This window comes from Saccharothrix obliqua (genome assembly GCF_019375475.1).
Classification (GTDB): Bacteria; Actinomycetota; Actinomycetes; order Mycobacteriales; family Pseudonocardiaceae; genus Actinosynnema; species Actinosynnema obliqua.
Genome location: NZ_JAHXGQ010000004.1, coordinates 739,822 through 763,765, shown reverse-complemented (window position 1 = coordinate 763,765; position 23,944 = coordinate 739,822). Strand labels below are relative to the sequence as shown.

Annotated in this window: 25 protein-coding genes; 10 read left to right on the top strand and 15 right to left on the bottom strand. The window is 71.9% G+C overall.

The features are described from left to right. Nucleotides 1-11 precede the first annotated feature (11 nt). The 4 genes from KZQ38_RS16745 to KZQ38_RS16730 form a co-directional block, all read right to left on the bottom strand. Nucleotides 12-2,096, bottom strand: a complete 2,085-nt coding sequence (locus KZQ38_RS16745; protein WP_219442959.1) for an ATP-binding protein — start codon at nucleotides 2,094-2,096, stop codon at nucleotides 12-14. Further along, entirely contained in the window at nucleotides 2,093-2,659 is a 567-nt protein-coding gene (locus KZQ38_RS16740; RefSeq protein ID WP_219442958.1) for a DUF6879 family protein, read from the bottom strand. The genes KZQ38_RS16745 and KZQ38_RS16740 overlap by 4 nt, the downstream gene beginning before the upstream one ends. A gap of 6 nt (nucleotides 2,660-2,665) precedes the next feature. Next, nucleotides 2,666-2,887 (bottom strand): hypothetical protein, encoded by a 222-nt coding sequence (locus tag KZQ38_RS16735; RefSeq protein WP_219442957.1) that lies wholly within the window; start codon nucleotides 2,885-2,887, stop codon nucleotides 2,666-2,668. 713 nt (nucleotides 2,888-3,600) lie between these two features. Next, entirely contained in the window at nucleotides 3,601-3,753 is a 153-nt protein-coding gene (locus KZQ38_RS16730; protein WP_219442956.1) for a hypothetical protein, read from the bottom strand. Nucleotides 3,754-4,045: 292 nt separating this feature from the next. Between KZQ38_RS16730 and KZQ38_RS16725 the strand changes: the two genes are divergently transcribed. Further along, a complete protein-coding gene (locus KZQ38_RS16725; protein WP_219442955.1) occupies nucleotides 4,046-4,996 on the top strand; it encodes a helix-turn-helix domain-containing protein in 951 nt (316 codons plus the stop codon). Between the two features lie 93 nt (nucleotides 4,997-5,089). Further along, nucleotides 5,090-5,854: a GNAT family N-acetyltransferase gene (locus tag KZQ38_RS16720; protein ID WP_219442954.1), complete on the top strand. Its 765-nt coding sequence runs from the start codon at nucleotides 5,090-5,092 to the stop codon at nucleotides 5,852-5,854. Between the two features lie 136 nt (nucleotides 5,855-5,990). On the opposite strand, the gene KZQ38_RS16715 is transcribed toward KZQ38_RS16720, so the two are convergent. Genes KZQ38_RS16715 through KZQ38_RS16705 form a run of 3 tightly spaced genes read right to left on the bottom strand, consistent with a single transcriptional unit; the run spans nucleotide 5,991 to nucleotide 7,279 of the window. After that, nucleotides 5,991-6,479 (bottom strand): anthrone oxygenase family protein, encoded by a 489-nt coding sequence (locus KZQ38_RS16715; protein WP_219442953.1) that lies wholly within the window; start codon nucleotides 6,477-6,479, stop codon nucleotides 5,991-5,993. Nucleotides 6,480-6,515: 36 nt separating this feature from the next. After that, nucleotides 6,516-7,121, bottom strand: coding sequence for a TetR/AcrR family transcriptional regulator (locus KZQ38_RS16710; protein WP_257901444.1), 606 nt, complete (start codon nucleotides 7,119-7,121; stop codon nucleotides 6,516-6,518). Then, complete coding sequence (locus KZQ38_RS16705; protein ID WP_219442952.1) at nucleotides 7,118-7,279, bottom strand: hypothetical protein; 162 nt, start codon at nucleotides 7,277-7,279, stop codon at nucleotides 7,118-7,120. Before KZQ38_RS16705 ends, KZQ38_RS16710 begins: the two co-directional genes overlap by 4 nt. 217 nt (nucleotides 7,280-7,496) lie before the next feature. On the opposite strand from KZQ38_RS16705, the gene KZQ38_RS16700 reads away from it, so the two are divergent. Further along, nucleotides 7,497-8,186, top strand: coding sequence for a hypothetical protein (locus KZQ38_RS16700; protein WP_219442951.1), 690 nt, complete (start codon nucleotides 7,497-7,499; stop codon nucleotides 8,184-8,186). 86 nt (nucleotides 8,187-8,272) lie between these two features. Here the strand turns inward: KZQ38_RS16700 and KZQ38_RS16695 are convergent, their stop codons facing one another. Then, nucleotides 8,273-8,692: a hypothetical protein gene (locus KZQ38_RS16695; protein ID WP_219442950.1), complete on the bottom strand. Its 420-nt coding sequence runs from the start codon at nucleotides 8,690-8,692 to the stop codon at nucleotides 8,273-8,275. A gap of 560 nt (nucleotides 8,693-9,252) precedes the next feature. Between KZQ38_RS16695 and KZQ38_RS16690 the strand changes: the two genes are divergently transcribed. Together KZQ38_RS16690 and KZQ38_RS16685 are read left to right on the top strand one after the other, a co-directional pair. Beyond that, the gene (locus tag KZQ38_RS16690) at nucleotides 9,253-12,111 is read left to right on the top strand and encodes an RHS repeat-associated core domain-containing protein (protein WP_219442949.1); all 2,859 of its coding nucleotides are present in this window, start codon (nucleotides 9,253-9,255) and stop codon (nucleotides 12,109-12,111) included. Between the two features lie 127 nt (nucleotides 12,112-12,238). Then, complete coding sequence (locus tag KZQ38_RS16685) at nucleotides 12,239-13,846, top strand: carboxylesterase/lipase family protein (RefSeq protein ID WP_219442948.1); 1,608 nt, start codon at nucleotides 12,239-12,241, stop codon at nucleotides 13,844-13,846. Nucleotides 13,847-13,850: 4 nt separating this feature from the next. On the opposite strand, the gene KZQ38_RS16680 is transcribed toward KZQ38_RS16685, so the two are convergent. After that, a complete protein-coding gene (locus KZQ38_RS16680) occupies nucleotides 13,851-14,231 on the bottom strand; it encodes a hypothetical protein (protein ID WP_219443033.1) in 381 nt (126 codons plus the stop codon). 132 nt (nucleotides 14,232-14,363) lie between these two features. Here KZQ38_RS16680 and KZQ38_RS16675 point away from each other — a divergent pair, with 132 nt between their 5' ends. Genes KZQ38_RS16675 through KZQ38_RS16665 form a run of 3 tightly spaced genes read left to right on the top strand, consistent with a single transcriptional unit; the run spans nucleotide 14,364 to nucleotide 15,888 of the window. Next, nucleotides 14,364-14,918, top strand: coding sequence for a nucleotidyltransferase family protein (locus KZQ38_RS16675; protein ID WP_219442947.1), 555 nt, complete (start codon nucleotides 14,364-14,366; stop codon nucleotides 14,916-14,918). Then, entirely contained in the window at nucleotides 14,915-15,163 is a 249-nt protein-coding gene (locus KZQ38_RS16670) for a BON domain-containing protein (protein WP_219442946.1), read from the top strand. The genes KZQ38_RS16675 and KZQ38_RS16670 overlap by 4 nt, the downstream gene beginning before the upstream one ends. Further along, a complete protein-coding gene (locus KZQ38_RS16665; protein WP_219442945.1) occupies nucleotides 15,160-15,888 on the top strand; it encodes a metallophosphoesterase family protein in 729 nt (242 codons plus the stop codon). The genes KZQ38_RS16670 and KZQ38_RS16665 overlap by 4 nt, the downstream gene beginning before the upstream one ends. Here the strand turns inward: KZQ38_RS16665 and KZQ38_RS16660 are convergent. Further along, nucleotides 15,855-16,784, bottom strand: coding sequence for an alpha/beta fold hydrolase (locus tag KZQ38_RS16660; RefSeq protein ID WP_219442944.1), 930 nt, complete (start codon nucleotides 16,782-16,784; stop codon nucleotides 15,855-15,857). The genes KZQ38_RS16665 and KZQ38_RS16660 overlap by 34 nt on opposite strands. Nucleotides 16,785-17,137: 353 nt before the next feature. On the opposite strand from KZQ38_RS16660, the gene KZQ38_RS16655 reads away from it, so the two are divergent. Continuing rightward, nucleotides 17,138-17,935 (top strand): CPBP family intramembrane glutamic endopeptidase, encoded by a 798-nt coding sequence (locus KZQ38_RS16655; protein WP_257901443.1) that lies wholly within the window; start codon nucleotides 17,138-17,140, stop codon nucleotides 17,933-17,935. Nucleotides 17,936-18,140: 205 nt separating this feature from the next. Here KZQ38_RS16655 and KZQ38_RS16650 read toward each other — a convergent pair whose 3' ends face one another. The 3 genes from KZQ38_RS16650 to KZQ38_RS16640 form a co-directional block, all read right to left on the bottom strand. Beyond that, nucleotides 18,141-18,797 (bottom strand): phosphoribosyltransferase, encoded by a 657-nt coding sequence (locus KZQ38_RS16650; protein ID WP_219442943.1) that lies wholly within the window; start codon nucleotides 18,795-18,797, stop codon nucleotides 18,141-18,143. A 17-nt stretch (nucleotides 18,798-18,814) separates the two neighbouring features. Next, the gene (locus KZQ38_RS16645) at nucleotides 18,815-20,083 is read right to left on the bottom strand and encodes an erythromycin esterase family protein (protein ID WP_219442942.1); all 1,269 of its coding nucleotides are present in this window, start codon (nucleotides 20,081-20,083) and stop codon (nucleotides 18,815-18,817) included. A 64-nt stretch (nucleotides 20,084-20,147) separates the two neighbouring features. Further along, complete coding sequence (locus KZQ38_RS16640; protein ID WP_219442941.1) at nucleotides 20,148-20,468, bottom strand: hypothetical protein; 321 nt, start codon at nucleotides 20,466-20,468, stop codon at nucleotides 20,148-20,150. Between the two features lie 495 nt (nucleotides 20,469-20,963). On the opposite strand from KZQ38_RS16640, the gene KZQ38_RS16635 reads away from it, so the two are divergent. Continuing rightward, nucleotides 20,964-21,869: a YobF C-terminal domain-containing protein gene (locus KZQ38_RS16635; RefSeq protein WP_219442940.1), complete on the top strand. Its 906-nt coding sequence runs from the start codon at nucleotides 20,964-20,966 to the stop codon at nucleotides 21,867-21,869. 1 nt (nucleotide 21,870) lies between these two features. Here KZQ38_RS16635 and KZQ38_RS16630 read toward each other — a convergent pair whose 3' ends face one another. Both KZQ38_RS16630 and KZQ38_RS16625 read right to left on the bottom strand, forming a co-directional pair. Next, nucleotides 21,871-22,689, bottom strand: a complete 819-nt coding sequence (locus KZQ38_RS16630; RefSeq protein WP_219442939.1) for an SAM-dependent methyltransferase — start codon at nucleotides 22,687-22,689, stop codon at nucleotides 21,871-21,873. Between the two features lie 116 nt (nucleotides 22,690-22,805). Beyond that, nucleotides 22,806-23,831 carry a YVTN family beta-propeller repeat protein gene (locus tag KZQ38_RS16625; RefSeq protein WP_219442938.1) on the bottom strand — a complete coding sequence of 342 codons (1,026 nt, stop codon included), beginning with the start codon at nucleotides 23,829-23,831 and terminating at the stop codon, nucleotides 22,806-22,808. Between the last annotated feature and the right edge of the window lie 113 nt (nucleotides 23,832-23,944).

The following is a 23,944-nucleotide window of genomic DNA, read 5'->3' as shown; positions in this document are numbered from 1 at the left end:
CGAGAGGCGAACTAGGTGACCGTGCGATCCAACCGCTGACGGACCTCGTGTGCGCGTTGGTCCTCCAGAACCTCGAAGATCTCCACCGCGGTGGACCACAGGCGTCGCGCGCCGGGGGTGTCGCCGGTCGCCTGGAGCACTTCGCCGAGGTCGGTCAGCGTCATGCCCACGCTGCGGTGGTCGTCGTACCGCTGGAACATGCCGAGAGCCGCACTGAAAGACCGGTGCGCGTCGTCCAGGCGCCCGAGGTTCTGGTAGGCCAGGCCCAGCGTGTAGCGGCCCCAGGCTTCGCTCCACGGGTCGCCCAGGTCGCCGAACGCGGCGACGGCGCGTTCGCACTGCTCGACGGCCTCGGTGAAGCGGTGCGAGTGGCGGTGGCAGTTGCCGATGCTGAGCAAGCACATCGCGACGCCCCGGTCGATGCCCGCCGACGTGAACACCTCGCTCGCCGCGCGGAAGTGCTCGATCGCCACGTCGAACCGGCGGCGTTCCTCGTGCACGAGGCCGGTGCCGCGCAGGCCGAAACCCTGGAGCCAACGGTCGCCGATCTCGCGGGATATCCCGACCGCCGCCGTGTAGCAGGTCAACGCCTCGTCGTACGTGCCCCGCCGCCAGTTGACGTCACCGAGGCACAGCAGGTTCGATGCCTCGCCGTAGCGGTCGCCGGCGGCGCGCGCGGCGGCCAGCCCCAGGCGGTGCACCTCGTACCAGTCGTGCCAGTACGAGCGCAGCTCGAAGAACCCGTCGGCCACGACGGGGAGCTGCCACGCGAAGCGGTGGCGCCCGGTGCGCGTCGCGAGTTCCAGGCAGTCCAACAGGTTCTGCCGCTCCTCCTCGTACCAGGCCATCGCGGAGTCGACGGAGTCGAACTCCACGGTCCGCACCGCGGGCAGGCTCCTGATGGCGTGCGAGTGCGGCAGGATGGCCCGCCGCGCGGCGTCGGCGGTGGTCAGGTACCAGGTGAACAGGCGGTCCACGGCGGCGTCGCGGTCGTTGTCGTGTTGCGCCCTTTCGACCGCGTACAGGCGCAACAGGTCGTGCAGCCGGAACCGGCCGTCCGACGGCTGCGAGAGCAGGTGCGCACCGGTCAACGCGTCCAGCAGCCGGTGCGCCCGCGCGGGAGGCAGGTCGGCCAGCGCCGCGGCGGCCTGCTCGCTGATGTCGGGACCGGGGTGCAGCCCGAGCAGCCGGAACAGCCGGGCGGCATCGGGTTGGAGTTGTTGGTAGGACCAGGAGAAGACGGTGCGGACGTCGCTCAGCTCGTCGTCGTCGGAACCCAGCGCGTCGAGCCGGGCGTGCTCGCTCGACAGCTCCGCGGCCAGGTCCGCCAGGGTGAGCCGGGGTCTGCTCGCCAGCCTCTCGCCGACGATCCGCAGCGCGAGCGGCAGGTGCGCGCACCAGCCGACCACCTGCCGCGCCGCGGGTGGGTCGGAGTCGACCAGGTCGGCGCCGGCGATGTGGCGCAACAACTCCAGCGACTCCTCCGTGCTGAGTTCTTCCAGCGTCATGCGAACCGCTCCCTCACGTACGACGAGGCCGGACAACCGACTTCGGCTGGTGATCACGGCCAGACAGTTCGGTGATGCGGGGAGGAGTGGTCGGACCTGGGAGACCGAGGTGACGTTGTCGAGCACCACGAGCACGCGTTTGCCGTCGAGCAGGGACCGGTACAACGACGCGCGTGCCTCGACGTGGCCGGGGATGCGGTCCGGCGGGACGTTGAGCGCGCGCAGGAAGTGGTCGAGCGCCTGGTCGCCGCTCACCCTCGTGCCCGGCCCGTACCCGTGCATGTCGAGGTAGAGGTCGCCGTCCGGGAACCGGCCCCGGACGCGGTGGCCCCAGTGCACGGCGAGCGCGGACTTCCCGACGCCGGGCGGGCCCGCGATGGTCGACACGGGTACGACGCCGACCTGCGCGTCGAGGGCGACGAGGTTGACCTCGCGGTTGACGAACCGCAGCACGTCGAGCGGGAGCTGCCGCGGCGGCGGGAAGGCGTCCCGCCGCCGCGCGTGCAGGTGCACCCCGCCCTCCAGGGAACCGGTCTGGACGACGAACTCGCTCCCGCCCGAGAAGTCGTTGCCCCCGACCAACCTCACACCACCTCGAACGGGCGCCGGTCGAGGCGGGCGGCGTAATCGCGGTACGGCACCGCCTTCGTCACGGCGAGGTCCCGCCAGTAGTTGGCGCGCACGACCTTGCGCGGGTCGTCCACGAGTTCCGCGTGCTGGAACGTGCCGACCGCGTCGTAGTGCATCTCGACCAGCACCGTCGAGTCGAACAACCAGTAGTCGTAACGGGGCAGGCCGGCGGGCCAGTTCTCCCGGGCCAGCGGGATGACCCGCACGTCCTCACCGGCGGCGACGGTGTGCTCGTAGGCCCAACCGCACTCGAACCGCACGTAGTCCGACAAAGGTTCCTGCACCACGTGCACCCGGTGCACGCGTTTGCCCGCGTTGACCGCTTCGCGCACCGTGCGCACCCAAGCGCCGATACCCGGGAACTCGCCCCGGCTCTCACCCGCGAGGAAACGCCGGAACTCGTCGCGTTCGTAGGTGACGTCGTAACGTTGCAGCGATTCCAGGCGATAGGCCGTGAACTCGAACTCGGTGAAGTGCCGGTTGAAATCCGGGTCGTCCAGGGACAGGTACCGCGCACCCATGTCGGCTCACCCCGCGTTCTGCGCGCGGTAACGCTCCACGGCGCCGAGCACGACTTCGGGCGCTATGCGGACCGCCGTCTCCCCAGGCAGCACGTCCTCCAACTCGGCACTGGTGGCTGCGTCGAGCACGTGGCCCTGCACCACGAACTCACCGCTCTCCGCCACGTAGACGCTCGGACACCCGTTGCCGCCCGAATTCTCGTCCTTGAACAACTTGACAAGCTTCACGGCCACCCCTCCGTCCGCAATTCTGCGGTGCCAGTGAATCGGTGTTGCTTTAAGTTAATGCCGGGTTCGAATGCACGTCAATCCGTCGGCGTGGTACCGGCGCGGCCGGTCCTACGCAGCGCAATTTGAGCCACGAACGGATTATGGCCAACCGGGTTAGGGCGACCTCGGGGTGCATGTACCCCATTCCAGGCCGACGCGCCCGGCCCGAGTTCCCGGCGCACCGCCCACCGCGCGGTCCTCCTCCGGTGTCGCCACGCCGGCGGACGGCGGTTCCGGCGCTTCGACCGCGGTGGTGCGGACCCGGTCACTCGATCGACTGGTCGAGGGCTCGGCTCCGGGTGCCGTTCACACGCCTCGGCGGTGGCGGCCGAGTCCAACCCCTCGATGAACTCGGCCGCCGCCACCTCGTCATCGGCCTACGCGAATGCCGGAACATCTCCGGTCCGCGGGTCGGGGACGGCCGGGCCGCTGTTGTCGCCCGATGCCGACCGCGAAGACGCCCGCACGCGGCCCCTACCAATCACGGTTCCTGCACCGGGGTGCACACCCCGGGCTCGGCACGTGGCGGTCGCCGGATCCGGGGCCTCGACGTGGCGGACCGGCTCCGCCGCGGCGTTGTCGTCCCGGTGTGGCCGATCGCGGCACCGGCAACGCGTTTCGTCGGCTCGGGAATGGCATGAGCAGCCGGATTCCACGTCGGTCGGCAGCGATCAGTGCCGCCGCCGCGTGTTCCCGGTCCAACCCTGCCGGTCGGTGCCGTCCTCGCGGCCCCACGTCCGGGAGTTCTCGTCGCCGTCCATCCTCGCGGTCGTGGCCGCGTCGAGCGGCGACGCCGCGACGTCGAACAGTGGCCGCAAAGACATGTGTTCTCCTTTGCCCGTGCGTGCGCCCGGTGAATCCGGGCAGGACTCGACTTCCGTCGCCGACCCGTGCGCGCGGTGCGGAAGCACGGGCACGGCAGTCGGGTCCAATGGTGTCGTGCCGGCCGGTCGTCCGTCGTTGGCAACCGATGCCCACCGGTTGGCACCGGGCGCACTCCGCTTCGCCCGACCCGGTGTCCGACATTCGGGTTGGTGTGGTCGCCGACGCCCTGCGCCCGGTCGTTGACGCGGCACACTGGGCGCGGGGAGGAGATCACCACAAGGGGGAGTCACCGTGGACGTAATTTTCGACACGGCCGGGATTCCGGCGGATGACCGCGTGCCCGCGTGGGAGGACGCGGCCGGCCAGGTGCCGGTCCGGTTGCGAATGCGGTTCCTGGACCAGGCGTTCAACGCGCGGGTGAGCACCACGCGGCTGGGCGCGGTCGACCTGACGATGGCGACGTCCTCGTCGCTGGTCGTGGAGCGGACGGGGAAGGACATCCGGCAGTCCGATCCCGACCACTACCTGTTCTCGCTGTGCCGCGCGGGATTCCACTCGACCGCGCAGGTGTGCAACCGGCACCTGGCGCGCCCCGAGGACCTGGTCCTCTACGACAGCTCGCGGCCGTTCGTCAGCTCGTTCCAGCTCGGCCACTCGTCGCTGTACCTGCACCTGCCCAAACGGCTGCTGGCCACGCCGTCACGCGTGGTGGACCGCATCCTTGCGGTGCCGTTGCCGGGAAAACAAGGTATGGGAAGGGTTTTGGCGCAGTTCCTGAACACCATCGCCGTCGAGCGGGTGCCCTACAGCGGACCGGACGCGGCACGCCTGGGCGACACCGCCATCGACCTGGTGGAGGCCCTGCTGGCGCACTGCTCGGCCGGTGACCCGGTCCCGGCACGACAGTCGCCGCCGAACGTGCTGTTCCTGCGCGTCAAGGACTTCATCGACCGCAACCTGGCCGACCCGGCGCTCAAACCCGCGCTGATCGCCGAGGTCCACCACATCTCCCTGCGTTACCTGCACCGGGTCTTCCAGCAGCACGGCACATCCGTCGCCGCGCACATCAGAGCCCGCCGCCTCGACCGCTGCCGCCGCGACCTGGCGAACCCCGCGCTGGTCCACGTTCCCGTGCACGCCATCGGCGCGCGCTGGGGCTTCCCGGTGCCCTCGGACTTCAGCCGCGCCTTCCACAGCGCCCACGGCGTTCCGCCCGGCGAGTACCGCGCCCGGTGCCGTTGACTCGTCGAGTCGTGCCGACACGACGTCGGGCGCGATTGCCTGATACGAGACTACGATGATCCGCACGTCGCGAGAACGGTCATCGGGGGAGCTATGGATCAGTCGGCGGACACCGTGGTCTTGGCGTGGTTGGACGCCGAGCGTCGCGCCCTGGGCTCCCCGGGGCGTGACGTGGTGCGGGAGTTCTCCGCCGACCGGACGGAGTGCCGCATCGTCCACGCCACCTGCACACCGGACAACGTCGACCGGGTGATCCGCGACGAGGTCGCCGCCGCCACCGAGTCGGGGTACGTGCTGGAGTGGAAGCTCTACGGCCACGACGTGCCCGCGGACCTGCCCCGGCGGTTGACGGCGGCGGGTTTCGTGGCTGACGACGTGGAAGCCGTGTTGGTGTTGCCGTTGGACGACGTGGGTGCTTTTGATGGTGGCGACGTGCGGACTCGGCGCGTTCGCGACGAGCACGACTTGGCGGACTACGCGGAGATCTCTCGTGCGAGCGGGCGGCGCGATGTGGAGCGGGAGTGCCGGCACCTGGCCGCGGTGTTGCGCGAGACGCCGGAGGAGATGAGCATCCACATCGCTTATGTCGGCGATGAGCCCGCCGCCTGCGGTCGCGTGCACTTCCGGCCCGGTGGCCCGCACGCCGAGCTGGCCGGCGGGCGCACGAAGCCCGCGCATCGGCGGAAGGGGCTGTTCACCGCGGTCGTCGGGGCGCGCCTACGGGAGGCGCGTCAGCGTGGCCGGACGCATGCGTTCGTGGACGCGCTGCCCACGTCCGCGCCGACGTTGCGCAAGCGGGGCTTCCGGTTGGTGACCACGACTCAGCCGTTCGTCTTCACGCCTCAGCGGACAGGGTGATGTGGCAGTACCAGGCGTCGTATCCGCGTAGGGTGCCGTAGCCACACCATGCCGGGGAGGTCCGGGGCACCGCTGACGAGAGCAGACTCCTGTGGCCTGGTCCGCGACCGGCACAGCCGCTGCCGGCGACGACGCCTCAGATGTCCCGCATTGCGGCTGTACTACCAGCCATGCCCCTGCGGAGCACGAGGTGGATCACGATCAGGAACGCGACCAGCGCGGTGCAGGTGCGGGCTGCGTTGAACGCCTCCCACCGTTGCAGGATCTCCAGGTGGTCCGGCGGGGGTCCGCTGACGGCCCACACCTTGATCTGGCCGTTGATCGGCACGTTGCCCAGCCTGGTGACCAGGAACGACGTCACGGCCAGCAGTGCCGCGCCACCCGCGAGGTAACGCGGCGCGGCACGCAGCAGCACGGCTAGCGCCAGCGTGGTGGCGATCGCCGCCGCCATCGCGGTCTGCATGACGACGCCGTTCATCTTCATCAACGCCGCGTGGAAGGTCAGGCGCACGTCCATCGGCACCGCGTTGAAGGTCTGCGCCACGTTCAGCGCGCCGTAGCCGAACGCGCCGGCCAGCAGACCTGTGGACAGCAGTGCTAACGCGTGCGTGAAGCGGAGCAGCATGGGGCCTCGCCGGGTTTACCGAGTGGATACTCAGTATTACGGTACACGGTGTGGGGCCACGGTCGGCAGGAGCGTGTCGACGACCTGGGCGCTGCTCGCGGTGGACGTCCGGCCGGAGAGGTGGCGCAGCAGCGCGCGCTGGTGGGCGACGCCCGTGATGATCAGTGCGACCGCGTCCACGTCCAGGTCCGCTCGCACCCTGCCCAGATCGCGTTCGGCGAGCAGGTAGGCCGCCACGGGGCGCAGCGAGCGCTGTGGCCCGACCTCGCCGTCCAGCTCGGCGAACCGGGTGCGCAACTCCACGTCGGACTGGACGGCGGCGAGGATCGGCGCGATGCGCAGGTAGAACGATTCGAGGCCGTCGAGCAGCGCCACGAGGTTGTCGCGCAGGCTGCCCTGCCCGGCCGGGCGGTCGGCAACCTCCTTGTAGGCCGGCAGGTGCGTGTGCACGACCGCGCGCAGGAGCCCCAGGCGGTCGCCGAAGTGGTAGAAGATGCTCGACTCGGCCACCGCCGCCCGCCGCGCCACGTTCCTGGTGGACAACTGCGCCGCGCCCACCTCGCGCAACAGCTCCTCCGTGGCCGCGAGAACCGCCTCGCGCACACCCGTGCTCGGCCGACCGCGTCGCTTCTCGCCCGTCATGCGCGTGCCCCGGAGGACACGGCGGGTTCCGGCGCGCCGGACGGGTTGGGCTGGACGCGCGTGGTCGCGGCGATCCGCGCGCCGTGGGAGCGCGCCGGGGCGGTGCCCGGCATCCGCCGCCGCGCCGGGCCGCTCGACGTGCCGGGGGGCTGGTTCACCGTGCCGTCCTCCATGCTCGGGATACGGAGTCTCGAGCTGTAAGCATGGCAGTGGAACCAGGGGATCACGCACGCCCGGCACGTCCTGGGGCCGTGCGCGTTGGGCGTCTTACGGAGGCGGCCCGCTCCGGCGGCCTGAAGGGCCTGTCGGACGCTGCCGATACGCTGCGTGCCGGATCGGCTACGGGGCCGATCGGTCGAGTACGCGGGAGGGACGATGCCGGACTTCTACACCGACTCGCAGGGCCGGAGAAGGCCGATCACGCCCGCGAAGGGCGGTGCGGGTGTTGTGGTCGCCGGGGCCTTGGCGTTGGGCGTGTTCGCCTCGGGCGGCGTGTCGACGGTGGGTGGCGTCGCCGGGGAGGTCGCGGGTGAGGTCGCCGGAGCCGGTGGCGGGACTTCGTCGTCGGCGTTACGCGCGCAGCGCAGCCAAGGGCGGAAGGCGGCGCGCAAGGGGGATGCGGACGGCGCGTGGCGGTCCATGAAAGTGCGGCAGGTTCGGCGCACCGGGCGACAACAGGCCGAGTGCCTGGCCGTGTCCTACGGCGAGGTTCAGCAGCTTTTCGCCCGCACGCGGTGCACGTCATTGGAGCGGGCGGTGTTCGCGTTGGTGGATGACGCCGGGAGCACCGCGGTCGTGTCGGTGGTGTGGGTCGTCATGGCCGACGCGGGCGCCGCCCGGCGCTTGAAGACCGTGATGGACAAGCACGGCACCGGGGACATCCGCCCCCTGGGCTCAGCCGCGCTGGAGATGGCCGACGTCGAGTTCACCGGCCTGCGTTACGGTAGCGACCGGGACGGCCGCGCCGTCACGTTCGCCGAAGCCGAGAACGCGCCGGGCGGCAGGTTCGACCACGACACGCTCGACGCCCTGGCGGAGGTCGCCGCCTACCTGCCTCGCGTTTGATCCGCTCGCACCACGCGAGGAGTCGTGGTCCACAATGGACGCACGGCGAGACCGACCCGGTGCACCGGGTCGGTCTCGCGGTGGCGTCACACGCAGGAGTGGCCCACGAGTTCCGGCTGGTCGAACGGGTCGCTCGGGTTCACGAAGCTGACCAGGTGCACGCAGAGGTGGTCGATGGCCGGGGTGGTCTGCGGGTAGACGTTGACGTCGGTCCAGGTGTCACCGCCGTTGACCCACTGGCCCTCGGACGGGCTGCTGTGCGCCACGCCGCCCGCGAACACGGTGACGTCGGCGTGCACGTACCGGCGACTGGTGCAGTCGACCGACCAGCTCGCCGTGCGTGCCGCCGGGTCGAGGCTGATGTCCGTGGCGACGCACGCGGTGTCGAGCGTGGCCGGGCCACCGGCGGCCGCGGCCGGGCCCGCCGTGATGCTGAGCGCGCCGACGGCCATGGCCACTGCGGCGAGGGTACGGACGGTGCGCTTGCGGTTGATGAAGCTCCGCACAGTGCCTCCACTCCACGATTGGTCTGGACCTATCGAAGTCTGCCGAGTGCGGCCGGGGTCACCTACCGCCGTCCGGGGGCGTCCGCCGTCACAGCATAACGCGCTTGCCAAGCAACGCCCTTCTGTGGCAAGGGTATCTTGTTCGTCCATAAAGGACGATGCTGCTTGTTGTACACGGCACCGGTCAGCCGGGGTGCGTGTCGCGGAGAGCGGCGCGGCGGCATCCGGCGGTGCGCGGGGACGTCCGCCCGGTGGGACGAAGTACATCGGGATTCCGATCCAATCGGCTGCCGGTGGACGGGTCCGGTGGCCCCCGCGGCGGGTACGGAACGTGACGGGCCAGGCGCATTCGAGTGTCTTCGAGCACGGATGCCGGAAGGTCGGGCGTCGTTGCGGCACAACCGGATGCGGACGGTTGCCCGGCGTGCCGACCACGTCGGGCCGGGCCGGTGTTGGTGCATTGGTGTGCTCCTCCGCCGGGCACGTGCTTCCGCCGCCCAAGAGCGCTACCTTCGGCTTGGCCGGGTGCCGGGGGGCTTCCGGTCACGAGGGGGGTTTCCGTGAGGGGCAAGGGATTCCTGCCGCGCGCCTTCGGCGTCGCGCTGCTCGTCGCCTCGGTCATGAGCGGGGGGTTCGGCACGGCCGCGGCCGATCCTCCGGCCACGCCGCCGACGTGGGCGCCGCCGCGGGAGGTCAACCGCGATCCGGTCGGTGGTCCGCCACCCGCGCGCGCCCGGACGTCGGCGGACGGCGCGCACCGGTCGGCCGTGGAACCGCTGGCGAGCACGTGTGCGAGCGACTACCTGGGAATCCTGCCGTGGTACGCGATGGACCGCCGACCGGTCAGCGACCGGTTCGAGGTGCTGGTCAACCTGTACCAGCGCAACGTGGTGCTCGCGTACCGCGAGCTGACGATACCGGGAACCGGGCTCGACCTGTCCGTGGAACGCTTCTACAACAGCGAGAACAGCGACGGCAGCTGGCTGCTCAACCACGGCGCGATCGGCCTGTCGCACTACTCGTCCGGCACGGTCCTCCAGGGCCCCAACGGTTACTGCGTCTTCTTCACCCTCAACGCCGACGGCACGTACGCCGCCCCGCAGGGGCTGCACGCGAAGCTGGCCAGGACGTCCGGCGGCTACGTGGTGTCCTTCGACGCGACCGGTGAGAGGTGGCTGTTCACCGGTTCCGGGTGGCTGGTGTCCCGGACCGACCGCAACGGCAACACCATCACCAACCGCTACCACGCCGACGGAACGCCGGCTTCGGTCACCGACACGCAGGGGCGGGTCACGACGTTCGCCCACGACGACCGGGGACGCCCGAAGTCGATCACCGACCCGGCCGGGCAGACCTACGGCGACTACGCGTACGACAGCCGTGACAACCTCAGCGAGTTCACCGACCGCGCGGGCGGGAAGGTCCGGATCACGTACACGTCGTCGTTCCCGTACCAGCCGACCACGATCACGGACAGCCGCGGCGGCGTTTACCGGTTCGAGTACGACGACCGGAACCGCCTGTCCAAGCTCACCACGCCCACCCCGGACGGCGCGGGCGCGACCACCACCTACTCGTCCACCGCGAACACGACCACGGTCACCGACGCGAACGGCCACACCTCGCGGCACGAGTTCGACTCCGCCCGCCTGCTCAGGACGACCGACGCGTTGGGGCACACGCGGTCGCAGACCTGGACGGCCGCCGGCGACCTGAGCACGACCACCAACGCGTTGCAGCACACCACGACCCACAGCCACGACTCCCTGGCCAACCCGACCGGCACGAGGCTGCCGACCGGCGCGCGCACCACCACCGGCTACACCAACCCGGCGCACCCGCACCTGCCGACGCAGTTCACGGACGGCTCGGGCAACCGCACCTCCCGCGAGTACGACCTCGACGGCAACCTGACCAAGGTGCGCTCGACCGACCTGAACGCCGACATCCGGACCTACACGTACAACCGGCTCGGCCTGGTGGAGAGCCGAACGGACGGCAAGGGGGCCAAGACCTCCTACGCCTACGACGGCGCGGGCAACCGGATCAGGACGACCCCGCCCGCACCGGCCAAACCCACCGGCTACACCTACGACTCGCTGTCGCGCGTGACGAGCGTGACCGACGGCAACGGGGTCCGGATCGACTACGGCTACGACAAGCTCGACCGCGTCGTGTCGATCACGCACGGTGCGACGGTGTTGCAGGCCAACACCTACGACTCGAACGGCAACCTGACCGGCACGCAGGTGCCCGGTGCGACCCGGACGTTGGAGTACGACCCGGGCAACCGGCTCACCAAGGTCACCCGCGACACCGAGATCGTGTCCTACACGTACGACAACGTGGGCAACCTCAGGACGTTGACCACGCCCGCCGGCACCGCGACGTACACCTACGACGCGGCGGATCGCCTGACGTCACTGGCGGACGGTGGCACGACGACGTTCGGCTACGACAACGCCGACCGGCGGACCACCACGAACTTCCCCGGTGGCGCGGTGCAGAACACCGGCTACGACAACTCCGGGCGGCGGATCTCCACCACCGCCGCCAAAGCAGGCGTGGAACTGCTCAAAGCCACCTACCGCTACACCAGGCCGGACGGCGGCGACACCGATCGCGTCCAGTCGCAGACCGCCAAGGGCGTCACCACCGCCTACACCTACGACGGACTCGGTCGGCTGACCAAAGCGGGGAACCGCGCCTACACCCTGGACAACGCGGACAACGTGCTCACCGGCGACGGCAACACCTACACCGTCAACGCCGCCGACCAGTACACCGCCGTCAACGGCATGACGGTCGCCTTCGACGGCGCGGGGAACCTCACGTCCACCGCCAACCCCGGGTCGGGTATGACCTACAGCCCCACCAACCAGCTGCTCACCGGCACCGCGGGCGGAGTCGAAGTGCTGAGCCTGCGTTACGACACCGCCGACCAGGGCGAGCCCCGCACGATCACCGAGACCCCAGGCGGCGCGGCCCCGGTCACCCACGTGCTCACCCGCACCGCGCTCGGTGTCTCCGAGATCGCGGACAACGGGCAGCGATCCCTCTACACCCGGGACACCGAGGGGACGCTGGTCGGGCTCAAGGACGCCGCGGGCAACCGGTACGGAGTGGTCACCGACCACCAGGGCAGCGTGTTGGCGTTGGTCGACACGGCGGGGAATCTCGCCGCCGAGTACACCTACGCGCCGTACGGCGCGGTCACGGCGACCGGCTCCGCCGCGGCGGCCAACCCGTTCCGCTACCGGGGCGCCTACCAGTTGCGGCAAGGCCAGTACCTGTTGGACCACCGCGTCTACGAAGCCGGTATCGGCCGCTTCTTCGCACCGGACCCGTCCGCGCGCGACGGTAACGCTTACGGCTACGCACAAGCCGATCCGATCAACACCGACGACCGAGTGGCGTAGCGGGCCGTCGTGGTATCGCCGCTCGCCCCCGAAGCAGTAGTCGCGGTCGGGTGACGGCCCTGGTCCCGGGTCGACCGCGTCACCCAGCATGGGCTCGCGTTCCGACCTTCCGAGGAATGGGTTGCCCATGGGACCAGTGTGGAAATCACGTGCGCTCGTAATCGCCGTCCTGTGCGCGGTACCGGTGCTGCTGACCGGTGGGGCCGCGATGGCGCCCGCCGCGGGGGAAGCGCCCGAGTGCGCGGCGGGAACCGAGGTGCGGACCGCGGACGGGCCGGTGTGCGGCATCGTCCGCGGCGACGTCACCTCCTGGCTCGGCATCCCGTATGCGGCGCCGCCGGTGGGTGAGTCGCGCTGGCGCGCGCCCGCACCGGTGACGCCGTGGACGGACACCTTCCCCGCCACGCGACCGGGTCTGTGGTGCCCGCAACCCGGTGGCCAGGGGCGGCCGACCGGTGAGGACTGCCTGAACCTCGACGTGCGCGTCCCGCGGAACGTCCGCGGTGGACCGCTCCCGGTCATGGTGCAGATCCACGGTGGCGGCTTCCTGTTGTTCGGCCCGCAGGACGCCGGGCACCTCGCGGCCACCGGGCAGGTGATCAGCGTGGAGATCAACTACCGGCTGGGTGTCCTGGGTTTCCTGGCGGCGGACGAACTCGGCGCGCATTCCGGCAACTACGCGTTGCAGGACCAGCAGCAGGCGCTGCGCTGGGTGCGGCGCAACATCGCGGCCTTCGGCGGCGATCCCGGCAACGTCACGATCTACGGCTCCTCGGCGGGCGGGTCGAGCGTGTGCGCCCACCTCGTGTCGCCCGCGGCGCGGGGGTTGTTCCACAAGGCCGTCATCCAGAGCGGGCAGTACAACTCGCTGCTCGGGCACAACACCTCCTGGCAGCCGCAGGACTGCTCGGCGCGGTGGCCCACCGGTCCGGAGGCCCGGCAGGCCGGTGCGCGGTTCGCCGCCGCCCTCGGCTGCGCCGAGAACACCGCCGCCTGCCTGCGCGCCCTGCCGGCGGATCGCCTGGTGGCGCAGGCGGGTAACGGCATGGGGCCGGACAACGGCACCATCGCGCCCGTCGTGGACGGGGTCACCATCCCGAGCCGACCCGCCGCGGCCTTCGCCCGGGGTCGGGTCAACCCGGCACGCGTGATGGCGGGTGTCGCGCGGGACGAGGTGCAACTGGCCCCGGCGGAAACCCCGGCGCAGTACGAGGAGCTGGTCCGGCAGCAGTACGGTCCGCACGCCGCCGAGGTGTTCGCCCGCTACCCGCTGGAGCGCTTCCCCGAACCGTCCGCCTTCATCGCGTACCGGACGATGGTGGCCGACTCCAACTCCGTGTGCCCGTCCCTGCTCACCGCGCAACGCCTGTCGCGGCACCTGACGGTGTACGCGTTCCAGGTGGACAACCCGGATTCGCCACCCGCCGGCTGGCTGGACCAGACCAAGCCCAACGGCGCGTTCCACGGTTCGGAGATGAACTTCCTCTTCGCCACGAACAGCGGCTCCTGGAACGCCAACCAGCAGGCGTACGGCCGGCAGATCATCGCGCAGTGGAGCGGTTTCGCCCGCACCGGCGACCCCACCGCGACGGGCACGCCGCGCTGGACGCCCTACACGCGGTCGGACCCGCGCGTCATGTCGTTGCTGCCCGCGGGCAACAGCGCCATGACCGCCGAGATCGGCCGCACGCACCACTGCGACTTCTGGAACTCGATCGCACCGCGACCGGAGTGACCGGCTACACCGCGGCGACGGCGGCCACGCCGAGCACGACCAGCGCCACCACCTTGACCACCTCCAACGCCACGTAGACCAGGTGCACGCGGGATCTCGGCCCCTCCTCACCCGCCAGCACCCGGTCGGACCGCCGGTTGAGCGCCGGGCGCACCGCGACCAGCTGCACCACCAGCACGACCACCGCGGCGGCCACCGCGACCGGCACCGGCCCGCTCACCCCGGTGCCGGTCGCCGCGGCCACGACGACCAGCACGGCCAGCACCACCTCGGCGGTGTTGAGCGCGCGGAACACGATCCGGCCGATGCCCAGTCCGATCACGACCGTCACGCCGGGCGCCCGGAACTTCAGCGGCGCTTCCAGGAAGGAGATCGCCAGCACCATTCCCAGCCACACGAACGCCCCACCCGCCACCACCGCGGTCACCGCCCGCCTCCGCTCCACGTCCACGTGTCACCCCAAGGGTATGGCGACGTGCCCCGGTGTGAAGCTCGTCCGGGCGGGGTAACCGAGGGCATGAGCGGCGTTCAGGACCAGTTGCTTCGCACGTTGGTGAAAGCCGCCAACGCGCTTCGTGGGCAAGGCATACCGTTCGCGCTGACGGGCGGGTGCGCGGTGTACGCACGGGGTGGTCCGGCGACCGAGCACGACGTGGACATCCTGGTGCGCGAGGAGGACGCCAAGCCGGCGGTGAGCGCGCTGGTGGCGGCCGGGATGCGGGCCGCCGACCCGCCCGAGGACTGGCTGCTGAAGGTGTACGACGGCGATTCGCTGGTGGACCTGCTGTTCCGCCCGAACGAGCTGCCGGTCACCGACGAGACGCTGGCCCGCGCCGAGGACCTGGCGGTCGGCTCCGTGACGCTGCCCGTCATGCCCGCCACCGAGGTGATGGTGAGCAAGCTCCTCGTGCTCGACGGGCACCGGTGCGACTTCAGCGAGCTGCTGCCGTTCGCGCGGGCTTTACGAGAGCAGATCGACTGGTCCCGCGTGGTCGAGGCAACCGCTCATTCCCCCTACGCCGAGGCGTTCCTGGTTCTCGTCGAACGCCTGGACATCAGGAGTGCGCCATGACCGCTGAGCAGTACCTGGCCGCCCGGTTGCGCCGGGCGCTGGCCGAGGACCCGCGCACCACCGAACTGGGTGTGCGGGTGACCGTGCGCGGGGACAACGTGTTGTTGTCCGGCGACGTGGCCTGCGCGGAGCGTCGCGACGAGCTGGAGGCCGTGATCCACGAGGTGGCGCCGGAGCTGACCGTGCTGGACGACGTCCGGGTGGTGCCGGCGGGTGAGCCGGGCGGTCGGGAGGAGTTGCGATGATCCGCGTCGGCGCGGTCGGGGACGTGCACCTCGGCGAGGACTCCAGGGGGCTGCTGCGGCCGGCGCTGGAGAAGGTCGGCGAACACGCCGACGTGCTGCTGCTGGCGGGCGACCTGACGCGGCACGGCACGGTGACCGAGGGCCGGGTGGTGGCCGACGAGTTCTCCGGCCTGCCGGTGCCCGTGGTGGCGGTGCTGGGCAACCACGACCACCACTCGGACCAGCCGGACGAGATCACGCGGGTGCTCCGGGACGCGGGCGTGGTCGTGCTGGAAGGGGAGACCGCCACCTTCGACGTCAACGGGCAGTCGTTGGGCGTCGCGGGGGTGAAGGGGTTCGGCGGCGGGTTCGCCGGCAAGTGCGGCAGCGCGTTCGGCGAGCCGGAGATGAAGGCGTTCATCCAGCACACGATGGGTATCGCCGAGAGCCTGGAGAGCGCTCTCGGCAGTCTGGACACGGACGTGAAGATCGCGCTGACGCACTACGCGCCGGTGCCCGACACGTTGCGCGGCGAACCGCCCGAGATCTACCCGTTCCTCGGCTCCTACCTGCTGGGCGAGGCGATCGACGCGACCGGCACGGACCTGGCCGTGCACGGGCACGCCCACTTCGGCGCGGAGCAGGGCATGACGCCGGGTGGCGTGCGCGTGCGCAACGTCGCGCAGCCGATCATCCGCTCGGCGTACACCGTCTACTGCGTCGAACCCGCCGTCGCGGAGGTGTGAGCGCGTTCCGGCGACCGGTCGCCGGACCAGAACCGCAGCACGTCGCGGTTGAACTCGGCGGGCCGCTCCCAGTACGCGGAGTGCCCCACCTGCCGGTACACCACCGTCGCCACGTCCGGCAGGTGCGCGGTGATCATGTCCGCGACCGGCGGCGGCAGGTAGAGGTCGGCGTCGCCGGCGACGAACAGGGTCCGCGTGGTCAGCCCGGACAGCCGCGCCCAGTCGATCGGCGCGGACAACCGCTGGCTCTCGACCGCCGGACCACTCACCGAGCGGTCGGACATCTCCTGCCACGCGCGGGTGCCCGCCTCGTCGGCCGCGCGGTAGGCGGGACCCAGCTCGCGGAACGAGTGCGGCAGGTCGCCGAAGCCCGGCGGGCGCAGCCGCCCGGTCACCCGCCGGAACTCCGGCTCGGAGATGCCCGTGAAGCTGCTCACGATGACCAGGCTCAGCAGCCGCCCGGGGTGCAGCAACGCGTAGTCCGCGGCGTAGGAGCCGCCCAGTGCCGCGCCGAGCAGGTGGAACCGCCGCAGCCCGAGGTGTTCGACCAGGGCGTGCAGGTCGTCGGCGCCCACGCCGGGCGCGCCGGGCGTGGGCGGGGTGGAGTTGTGGTGCCCGCGCCGGGAGTAGGCGATCACGCGGTACCCGGCGCGGGCGAACACCGGCTGCTGGTGCGGCCAGGACAGGGCGCTCCCGCTGGCGGGGTGCACGAGGACGACCGGCGGCCCGTCGCCGCCGGTGTCCCAGAACCACAGCCGGCCGCGGGGCACGTCCACGAAGTCCTCGCGGGCGGGCGCCTGCGCGGGGAGCCGGCCAGAGGGGGTGGGCGCGGAGGGGGTGAGCGCGGAGTGGGTGGGCACGGGGTGGGCGGGCACGGGGTTCAACGGGTCGGTCATGGCTGGGCTCCTCGGGGGTGGTCGGTCGGCCGCGTGATCAGGTTGCCGGCCGGAGGACGTCCGGGTGCCGACCGAACCGCTCGACGGTTGCCCGGAGGCGCCGGCCGAGATCAGCGCGGCCGGGGGCGCCCCGGCCCGAGCACCTGGCCACCCGGCGGTCGCACATCGGGGTCCGCACCGTCACCTGGCTCGGGGGAGCACGCTCCCCGAAGGTCCTCCTCGGTCGTCCCGGCCGGTTGCGGCGACCTTGCGATCCGGTGACGTTCCCCGTCCGGCGTGGTGCCGGGCGGTGGCCGGCGGGTAGTCCTCTGCGAGAGCCGTGGGCGCGCGTGCCGCGGCGGAGGAGGGCGGGGATGGAACCGGGTCCGGTCGGCGGCTTGAGGACGGGTGACACCGAGGTCGCGCCGCCCGCCCGCCCCGCCGGTGGTGTGCGTGCCGGGCTGGGGATGGCGCTGGTGTTCGTCGTGGCCCAACTGGTGATGCTGGTGTCGGCCACGCTCGTGCTGGTGCCGTTCGCCATCGCCCGGCCCGGGTTCCTGGAGGACGGGCGGTTGCCGCCGTGGCCGTTGCTGGCCCTGCTGGTCGTGCCGACCGCGCTGGCGGCGTTGACCGCCGTGGCCGGCACGGCGTTGCTGGGTCACGGACCGCGACGCGGGCGCGTGCGCCGGGAACTGGCCGTGCGGTGGAACTGGCGCGACGTCGGTACCGGTGTGGCGTTCGGGTTCGGCGGCCTGCTGCTGACCATCCCGGCCGCCGCCCTGTGGGCCGCGTGGGTGGGCGACGACCGCGCCGGCTCGGCGGTCGGCGACGCGTTCGCGGGCAGGCAGCTCGACCCGCTGCCGGCCGTGCTGGTGTTCCTCGCGGTCTGGCTGGTCGCGCCGCTGGCCGAGGAGGTCCTGTTCCGGGGCGTGCTGTGGCGTGCGCTGGAGCACTGGCGGTGGAACCGGTGGGTGGTCTTCGCCGTCACGACCGCCGTGTTCTCGTTCGCCCACCTGGAACTGCTGCGCACGCCGCTGCTGCTGGTGCTGTCCATCCCGATCGGCCTGGCCCGGCTGTTCAGCGACAACCTGCTCGCCGGCGTGGTGGCCCACCAGGTCAACAACTTCCTGCCCGCCGTCGGCCTCCTCCTCGCCACGACGGGGGTGGGGTGATCAGCGGCTCGGGGTCGGCGGCTCGGGCGTGCTCGGGTCGGGCGGGTTCGGCGTCGGCGGCACCGGGGGTTCGGTGCCGGGAACCGGCGGGTCGGGCTGGGGCGGGTTCGGCAGGGGTGGGTTCGGCTGGGGTGGGTTCGGCTGGACCACGACGCCTCCTCGGTTGGACCCCGTCCGGGTACCCGGCGCGGTGCGGGCGACACCCTCACCGGCCGGCGTGCAGCGCCCGGTCGACGTCGTCGTCGGTGAGCTGGCGGAAGTCGGAGTACCACTGCCCGACCGCCTGGAAGCCGATGGGCGCGTGCAGGCACAGGACGGTGTCGGCGTCGGCGGTCAGCGCCTCGCGGGCGCGGCGCGAGCAGACCGGCACGGCGAGCAGCAGGTGCCGGGGCCGGTGCTCACGCAGCCACCGCAGCGCGGCACGTGCGGTGACACCGGTGGCCAAGCCGTCGTCGACGACGACGGCGACCCGGTCGGCCGCGTCGGGCGCGGGCCGTTCGCCCCGGTAGCGCAGGACGCGGCGGCGTACCTCGGCCCGTTCCCGCTCGACGGCGTCGGCCAGGTCGTCCGCCACGAGGCCGAGGTGGTCGAGCGCGCGCTGGTCGAACACCGGCGGACCGCTCTCCGCGAGCGCGCCGATGCCGAACTCGGGCCGTCCCGGCGCGCCGATCTTGCGCGCCACGGCGATGTCCAGGTCGCCACCGGTGGCGGCGGCGACCTCGGCGGCGACCGGGACACCGCCACGCGGCAGGGCGAGCACCAGGGGCCGGTCGGTGATGCCGGCGTTCGCCAGGTGGCGGACGACCGCGTCGCCCAGCGCGTGCCCGGCCTCGGTGCGGTTGGTGAACGTGTTCCACGCCATCGCGCCTCCATGCCCGCTCACGTGCCGGTCGGCTCCAGCGCGTCCTCCCGGCGGGTCGGGAGGGGGTGGAGCGCCTTGGTCTCGTCGAACCACAGGAAGGCGTCGTAACGCTCGCCGAGGACGGTGGGCACGTAGTTGCCCCGGCGTTCCCGCTCCGGGTGGTAGACCACGCCGATGGCGCGGTGGTCCAGCTCGGTGCTGAGCAGGTCGGGGTGGTCGTCGCGGGGGAAGTCGAGCACGGCCCGCCCGGGTGCGGCGGCGTGCAGGACGTCCTCCAGGGAGCCGGCACGGGCCGGGGGCACCGGCACCTCCCGCGCGCGGGCGCCCCACGAGTCACCGGCGACGACGGTGCCGCGGTGGCTGCCCGCGCCGATCAGCACGACCTGGTCGGCGCCGTGGCGCTCCCTGGCCAACTGGCCGACGTTGACCTCGCCCCAGTCGGCCATGGTGGTGGCGCGTGCGTCGCCGACGTGGGTGTTGTGGGCCCACACCACGGCTTTCGAACCCGGGCCGTAGTGCGTCAGGAGCCGGTCGAGCGTGTCGTCCATGTGCCGGTCGCGGACGTTCCACGACTCCCGCCCGCCGGCGACCATGGTCCGGTAGTAGCGCTCGGCCCCGGCGACGACCTCGGCGTTCTGCCACGCCCCGAACGCGTCGCCGGTCCCCTCGGCGGCGGCGCGTTCACGCAGCCGCACCAGCAGGTCGACCACCTCCCGCGCGCACCCCTCGGGTACGAAGCGGGTGGCGCGGGCGTAGTTCTCGCCGTGGGGTTCGAAGCACCGGTAGGCCGCGAGGGCGGTCGGCACCTCGGCCGGGTCGTGCTCACGCAGGTGGGCCATGATCTCGCGCAGCGACGCCCACAGCGAGTAGACGTCCAGGCCGTGGAAGCCGGTGCGCCGTTGTTCGTCCAGGCCGGCGTTGTGGGCGCGGAGCAGGCGGGTGAAGTCGGCGACCTCCTCGTTGGCCCACAGCCACGTCGGCCAGCGCTCGAACGTGGTCAGCGCCGTGCGCGGGTCGTCCGGCGTGTCGGTGCGCAGGCGCACGACGCGGTCGACGCGGTCGCAGTCGGGCCAGTCGCCCTCCACCGCGACGAAGGAGAAACCCCGTTCGGTGATCAGCCGCTGCGTGAGCAGCGCACGCCACCGGTAGAACTCGTGCGTGCCGTGGCTGGCTTCGCCGATCATGACCACCCGTGCGTCGCCCACGCGGTCGAGCAGCACGTCGAAATCGCCCGCGTCGGTCAGCGGTGCGGCCAACGCGGCGACCTCCTCCGCGTACCGGCCCATGGCGTCCTCCTCGGAACGTCCGTACGGCAACCGCCTACCCGGACCGCCGCCGCGGAAAACCGGTTCACCGGGCGGAACGGCGGTCCGGCGCGTCCGGCCGCGGCCGGAGGGCGTCGGCGAGCACCCACTGCCCGACCCCGGTCCGCCCCTGGCCGCTGTGGATCGCGAACGTCACGTAGCCGACCCAGTGGCCGGTGGTGGTCAGGTGCCACAGCCGCAACTCGCCCGGGACGGTGGCCTGGAGGTCCATCGCGTCCGGCACGTTGCGCCGGGGAGCGCCCACGCGGTACACCGCGCCCAGGTCGACCCACACCGGGCGCGGGGGTTTCACCACGTGCTGCCACCCCGTCGGGGGTGGTGGCGTGGGCTTCAGGCTGTCGAACATGTGTTCGATTATGCTGCACTCGGGTGGAAAGCCGCGCGTCGCGGTGACCGCGGCGGGACGCGGACCGGGGTGGACAGGGGCTGTCCACCTCCGGGAGGGCCGGTGGCCGAGTGGTGCGGCGTGGTGTGTGGGAGACCGGTGTGGCGGGGGTCGGGTGCGGGCGGTGTCCGGCGCGGGACGGTGGGCGGGAGGCCGGTGTGGGAGATCGGTGTGGCGGGGGGTCGAGGCGTGGGCGGTGCCTGGCGCGGGCTGGTGGGCGGGAGGCCGGTGTGGCGGGGGTCGGGCGTGGGCGGTGCCTGGCGCGGGCCGGTGTGTGGGAGATCGGTGTGGCGGTGGTTCAGGCGCGCGGTGCGGGCGGTGTTCGGCGCGGGCCGGTGGGCGGGTGTGGCGGGGGCGGGCGGTGCCCGGTGTGGCGTGGAGGGCGGGGTGGGGTGGGTGTGGCTCGCGCGGCTGGGGGCAGTGGCGAATTCGGCCGAAAAATGCCACCGTGGCGGGGTGTTCGATCTTCCCTACCGCGGCTCGGGGCCGTACTGCTACACGAACTCGCTGATCATGGTGCTGGGTCCCGGCGCGCCGGAACCGGCGGTCGTGGAGGTGGTGACCGGCAGCCCGTTCGGGATGCAGCTCAACGGGTCGCTGCCGTTCTTCGACCCGGCCGGCTGGGACCCGGAGGTCGGACTGGACGACGCGCTCGCCGCGTTCGGCTGGACCGCCGACACCACCAGCGGCGGGGACGGGGTGGCCCGGTTGGCGGCCCGGTTGGCGGACGGGCCGGTCCTGGTGGGACCGGTCGAGATGGGGCACCTGCGTTACCAGCCCGGCAGCACGGGGCCCATCGGGGCGGACCACTACCTCGTCGCGTTGGCCGTGGACGACGACCACGTCACCGTGCACGACCCGCAGGGGTACCCCTACGCCCGACTGCCGCTGACCGACTTCACCACCGCCTGGCGCGCGGACACCGTCGACTACGGCCGGCCCTTCACGATGCGTGCCGACTTCGTCCGCCGCGAACACGTCGACCCCGACGACGCCATCGCCGCGACCATCCCGCGCGCGATCGCCTGGCTCAGCGGCACGCGCGTGCCGCCGGGCGTCCTCGGCAACGGCGACGCCGCGCTGGCCCTCGCGGAACGGATCGGGTCCGGCTGCGACGACTCCCTGCGCGAGCACCTGATCCACTTCGCGGTCCGCGTGGGCGCTCGACGCCTGGCCGACGCCGCCGCCTGCCTGCGCCGGGTGGGGCACGACGCCGCGGCGGCCGTCGCCGGTGAGCAGGCACGCCTGATCGGCGCGTTGCAGTACCCGCTCGTCACCGGCGACGACACCACCGCCGCGCACGCGCTCCGCGCGCTCGCGCCGACCTACGAAGAACTCCGCGCCGCCCTGGAACGGCCGTAGCTCAACGCACCTCCGCCACGCCGCCGTACCCGAGCGGTCGGGCCGGGCTGTCCGCCTCCACCGGGGTGTCCGGACGCCAGTCCGGCAGGAACACCAGGCCCGGCTCGACCAGGCTCACCCCGTCGTCGAACCAGTCCAGCACCTCCTGCCGGGTGCGGACGTAGACGTGCTCGTCGGCCGCGGCGTAGGCGCTCACGAGGCGGGCGACCTCGTCCTGCAACTCCGGCGCGGCCTCCTCGCTGGCGATGTGCGAGATCGCGAGGAAGCTGCCGGGCGCCAACCGCTCCCGGTAGGCGGCGACCAGCTCGCTCGGGCGGTCGTCGTCCGAGATGAACAGCAGCACGCCGACCATCAGCAGCGCCACGGGTTCGGAGAAGTCGATCAGCCGCCGGGTGTCCGGGTGGTCGAGGATGTCCGTCGGCCGCCGGATGTCGGCGTGGATGATCGTCGCGTTCGGGTTGTCCGCCAACAACTGGCGGGCGTGGGCGTACGCGACGGGCTCGTAGTCCACGTAGACCACGCGCGAGCCCGGGTCGATCTGCTGGGCGATCTCGTGCACGTTGCCGACGGTCGGGATGCCCGAGCCGAGGTCCAGGAACTGCCGGACGCCCTGTTCCAGGCAGAACTTGACCACCCGGCGCAGGAACGACCGGTTGAGCCGGGCCACGGCGGGCACCGAGGGCGCGATGTGCAGCACCTGCTGGGCGAACGCGCGGTCCACGGCGAAGTTGTGGGCACCGTCCAGGAAGTAGTCGTAGGCACGGGCGGCCGACGGCACGTTGAGGTCGACATCACTGCGTGGATCCCTCGGCGAGGACATGGTGCTGCGCCTTCCCCTGAACATGATCGGCATCGGCTGTTCGGGAGCCTAACAACCCGATGTGCCCTCAGTCCCATGCCGACTGTCCACAAGGCCGTCTGTTACGCGCGCCGTGATCAGGACGTGACGGCCAGTCCTTCCGGTTCGGCGCCGACCGGCACCGTGGTGACCGGCTGCGCCGTCACGGCGTCGAGAACCGTCATCAGGTTGGCCCGGCTGTTCGTCACGTACACGAAGCTGTTGTCCGGCGCGGCCGCCGAACCCTCGGGCCGCTCCGCCACGGGGATCTGCGGGCCGGCGGGGTTGCCGTCCTCGTCGAGCACCGAGACGGTGTTGGAGCCCGCGTTGGCCACGAACACCGAGTTCGCCGGCGTGACGGACACGCCGATCGGCGCGTTGCCGACCTCGGTCGTCGCGATCGGGGTGTTGGTCCGGGGGTCGATCACGGTCACGTTGTTGGACCCGGTGTTGGCGACGAAGAGCCGGTCGCCGTCCGGGCTGATCGCGATGCCGGCGGGGAAGCGGCCGACCGGGATGGAAGCGGTCGGCTGCTGACTGGCGGTGTCGATGACCGTGACGGTCTGGCCGCCGCTGTCGGTGACGTAGACCCGGGTGAAGTCCGGGCTCGCCACCGCCGAGTGCGGGAACATGCCCACCGGGATCTCGCGGACGGGGGCGTTCGTGTTGACGTCCACGACGGTGACCGTGTTCGAGCCGAAGTTCGTCACGTAGGCGTTCCGCGGGGTCACCGCGACGCCGAACGGGTGCAGGCCGACCGGAACCGTCGCCACCACGGCGTGCGACCGGGCGTCGATCACCGACAGCGTGTTGGACTGCTCGTTGGTGACGTAGACCCGGTCGCCGTTGGGCGCCGCGCCGACGCCGACCGGTGTTCGGCCGACCGGCACCGTGCTCGTGACCACGCCCATCCGCGTGTCGTAAACGGTTACCGAGTCGCCTCCGCTGTTCGCGACGAACACCTGGACCCGGGACGGATAACGGGCGCCGGGGTCGTCCTGTGCCGCCGCGGGCACCCCTAGAATCGCCACCGCCGTCACGACCGCGACGGCAGGTGTGGCACACCACTTGCGTGCAAGCGCAAATTGTTTGCGGAACCGCTCGCTGTTGCTCGTACCAGTCATCGTCGTCCCTCGACTCGTCGGCTTCGGATTTCTCGACCAGCCGCGGCGCGGTGTGCCGGGTAGGGCGGACGCGCGCCCTCTCCGCTGGTCCAACGGCTCGGCCGGTGATCAGC

Bases quoted from the DNA above. Each gene is read 5' to 3' on its own strand.
- KZQ38_RS16640 (WP_219442941.1), bottom strand. From the start codon at position 20,468: ATGTTCGACAGCCTGAAGCCCACGCCACCACCCCCGACGGGGTGGCAG.
- KZQ38_RS16685 (WP_219442948.1), top strand. From the start codon at position 12,239: ATGGGACCAGTGTGGAAATCACGTGCGCTCGTAATCGCCGTCCTGTGC.
- KZQ38_RS16630 (WP_219442939.1), bottom strand. From the start codon at position 22,689: ATGTCCTCGCCGAGGGATCCACGCAGTGATGTCGACCTCAACGTGCCG.
- KZQ38_RS16700 (WP_219442951.1), top strand. From the start codon at position 7,497: ATGCCGGACTTCTACACCGACTCGCAGGGCCGGAGAAGGCCGATCACG.
- KZQ38_RS16650 (WP_219442943.1), bottom strand. From the start codon at position 18,797: ATGGCGTGGAACACGTTCACCAACCGCACCGAGGCCGGGCACGCGCTG.
- KZQ38_RS16675 (WP_219442947.1), top strand. From the start codon at position 14,364: ATGAGCGGCGTTCAGGACCAGTTGCTTCGCACGTTGGTGAAAGCCGCC.
- KZQ38_RS16655 (WP_257901443.1), top strand. From the start codon at position 17,138: ATGGAACCGGGTCCGGTCGGCGGCTTGAGGACGGGTGACACCGAGGTC.
- KZQ38_RS16730 (WP_219442956.1), bottom strand. From the start codon at position 3,753: ATGTCTTTGCGGCCACTGTTCGACGTCGCGGCGTCGCCGCTCGACGCG.
- KZQ38_RS16645 (WP_219442942.1), bottom strand. From the start codon at position 20,083: ATGGGCCGGTACGCGGAGGAGGTCGCCGCGTTGGCCGCACCGCTGACC.
- KZQ38_RS16625 (WP_219442938.1), bottom strand. From the start codon at position 23,831: ATGACTGGTACGAGCAACAGCGAGCGGTTCCGCAAACAATTTGCGCTT.
- KZQ38_RS16665 (WP_219442945.1), top strand. From the start codon at position 15,160: ATGATCCGCGTCGGCGCGGTCGGGGACGTGCACCTCGGCGAGGACTCC.
- KZQ38_RS16680 (WP_219443033.1), bottom strand. From the start codon at position 14,231: ATGGTGCTGGCGATCTCCTTCCTGGAAGCGCCGCTGAAGTTCCGGGCG.
- KZQ38_RS16740 (WP_219442958.1), bottom strand. From the start codon at position 2,659: ATGGGTGCGCGGTACCTGTCCCTGGACGACCCGGATTTCAACCGGCAC.
- KZQ38_RS16670 (WP_219442946.1), top strand. From the start codon at position 14,915: ATGACCGCTGAGCAGTACCTGGCCGCCCGGTTGCGCCGGGCGCTGGCC.
- KZQ38_RS16710 (WP_257901444.1), bottom strand. From the start codon at position 7,121: ATGACGGGCGAGAAGCGACGCGGTCGGCCGAGCACGGGTGTGCGCGAG.
- KZQ38_RS16715 (WP_219442953.1), bottom strand. From the start codon at position 6,479: ATGCTGCTCCGCTTCACGCACGCGTTAGCACTGCTGTCCACAGGTCTG.
- KZQ38_RS16720 (WP_219442954.1), top strand. From the start codon at position 5,090: ATGGATCAGTCGGCGGACACCGTGGTCTTGGCGTGGTTGGACGCCGAG.
- KZQ38_RS16660 (WP_219442944.1), bottom strand. From the start codon at position 16,784: ATGACCGACCCGTTGAACCCCGTGCCCGCCCACCCCGTGCCCACCCAC.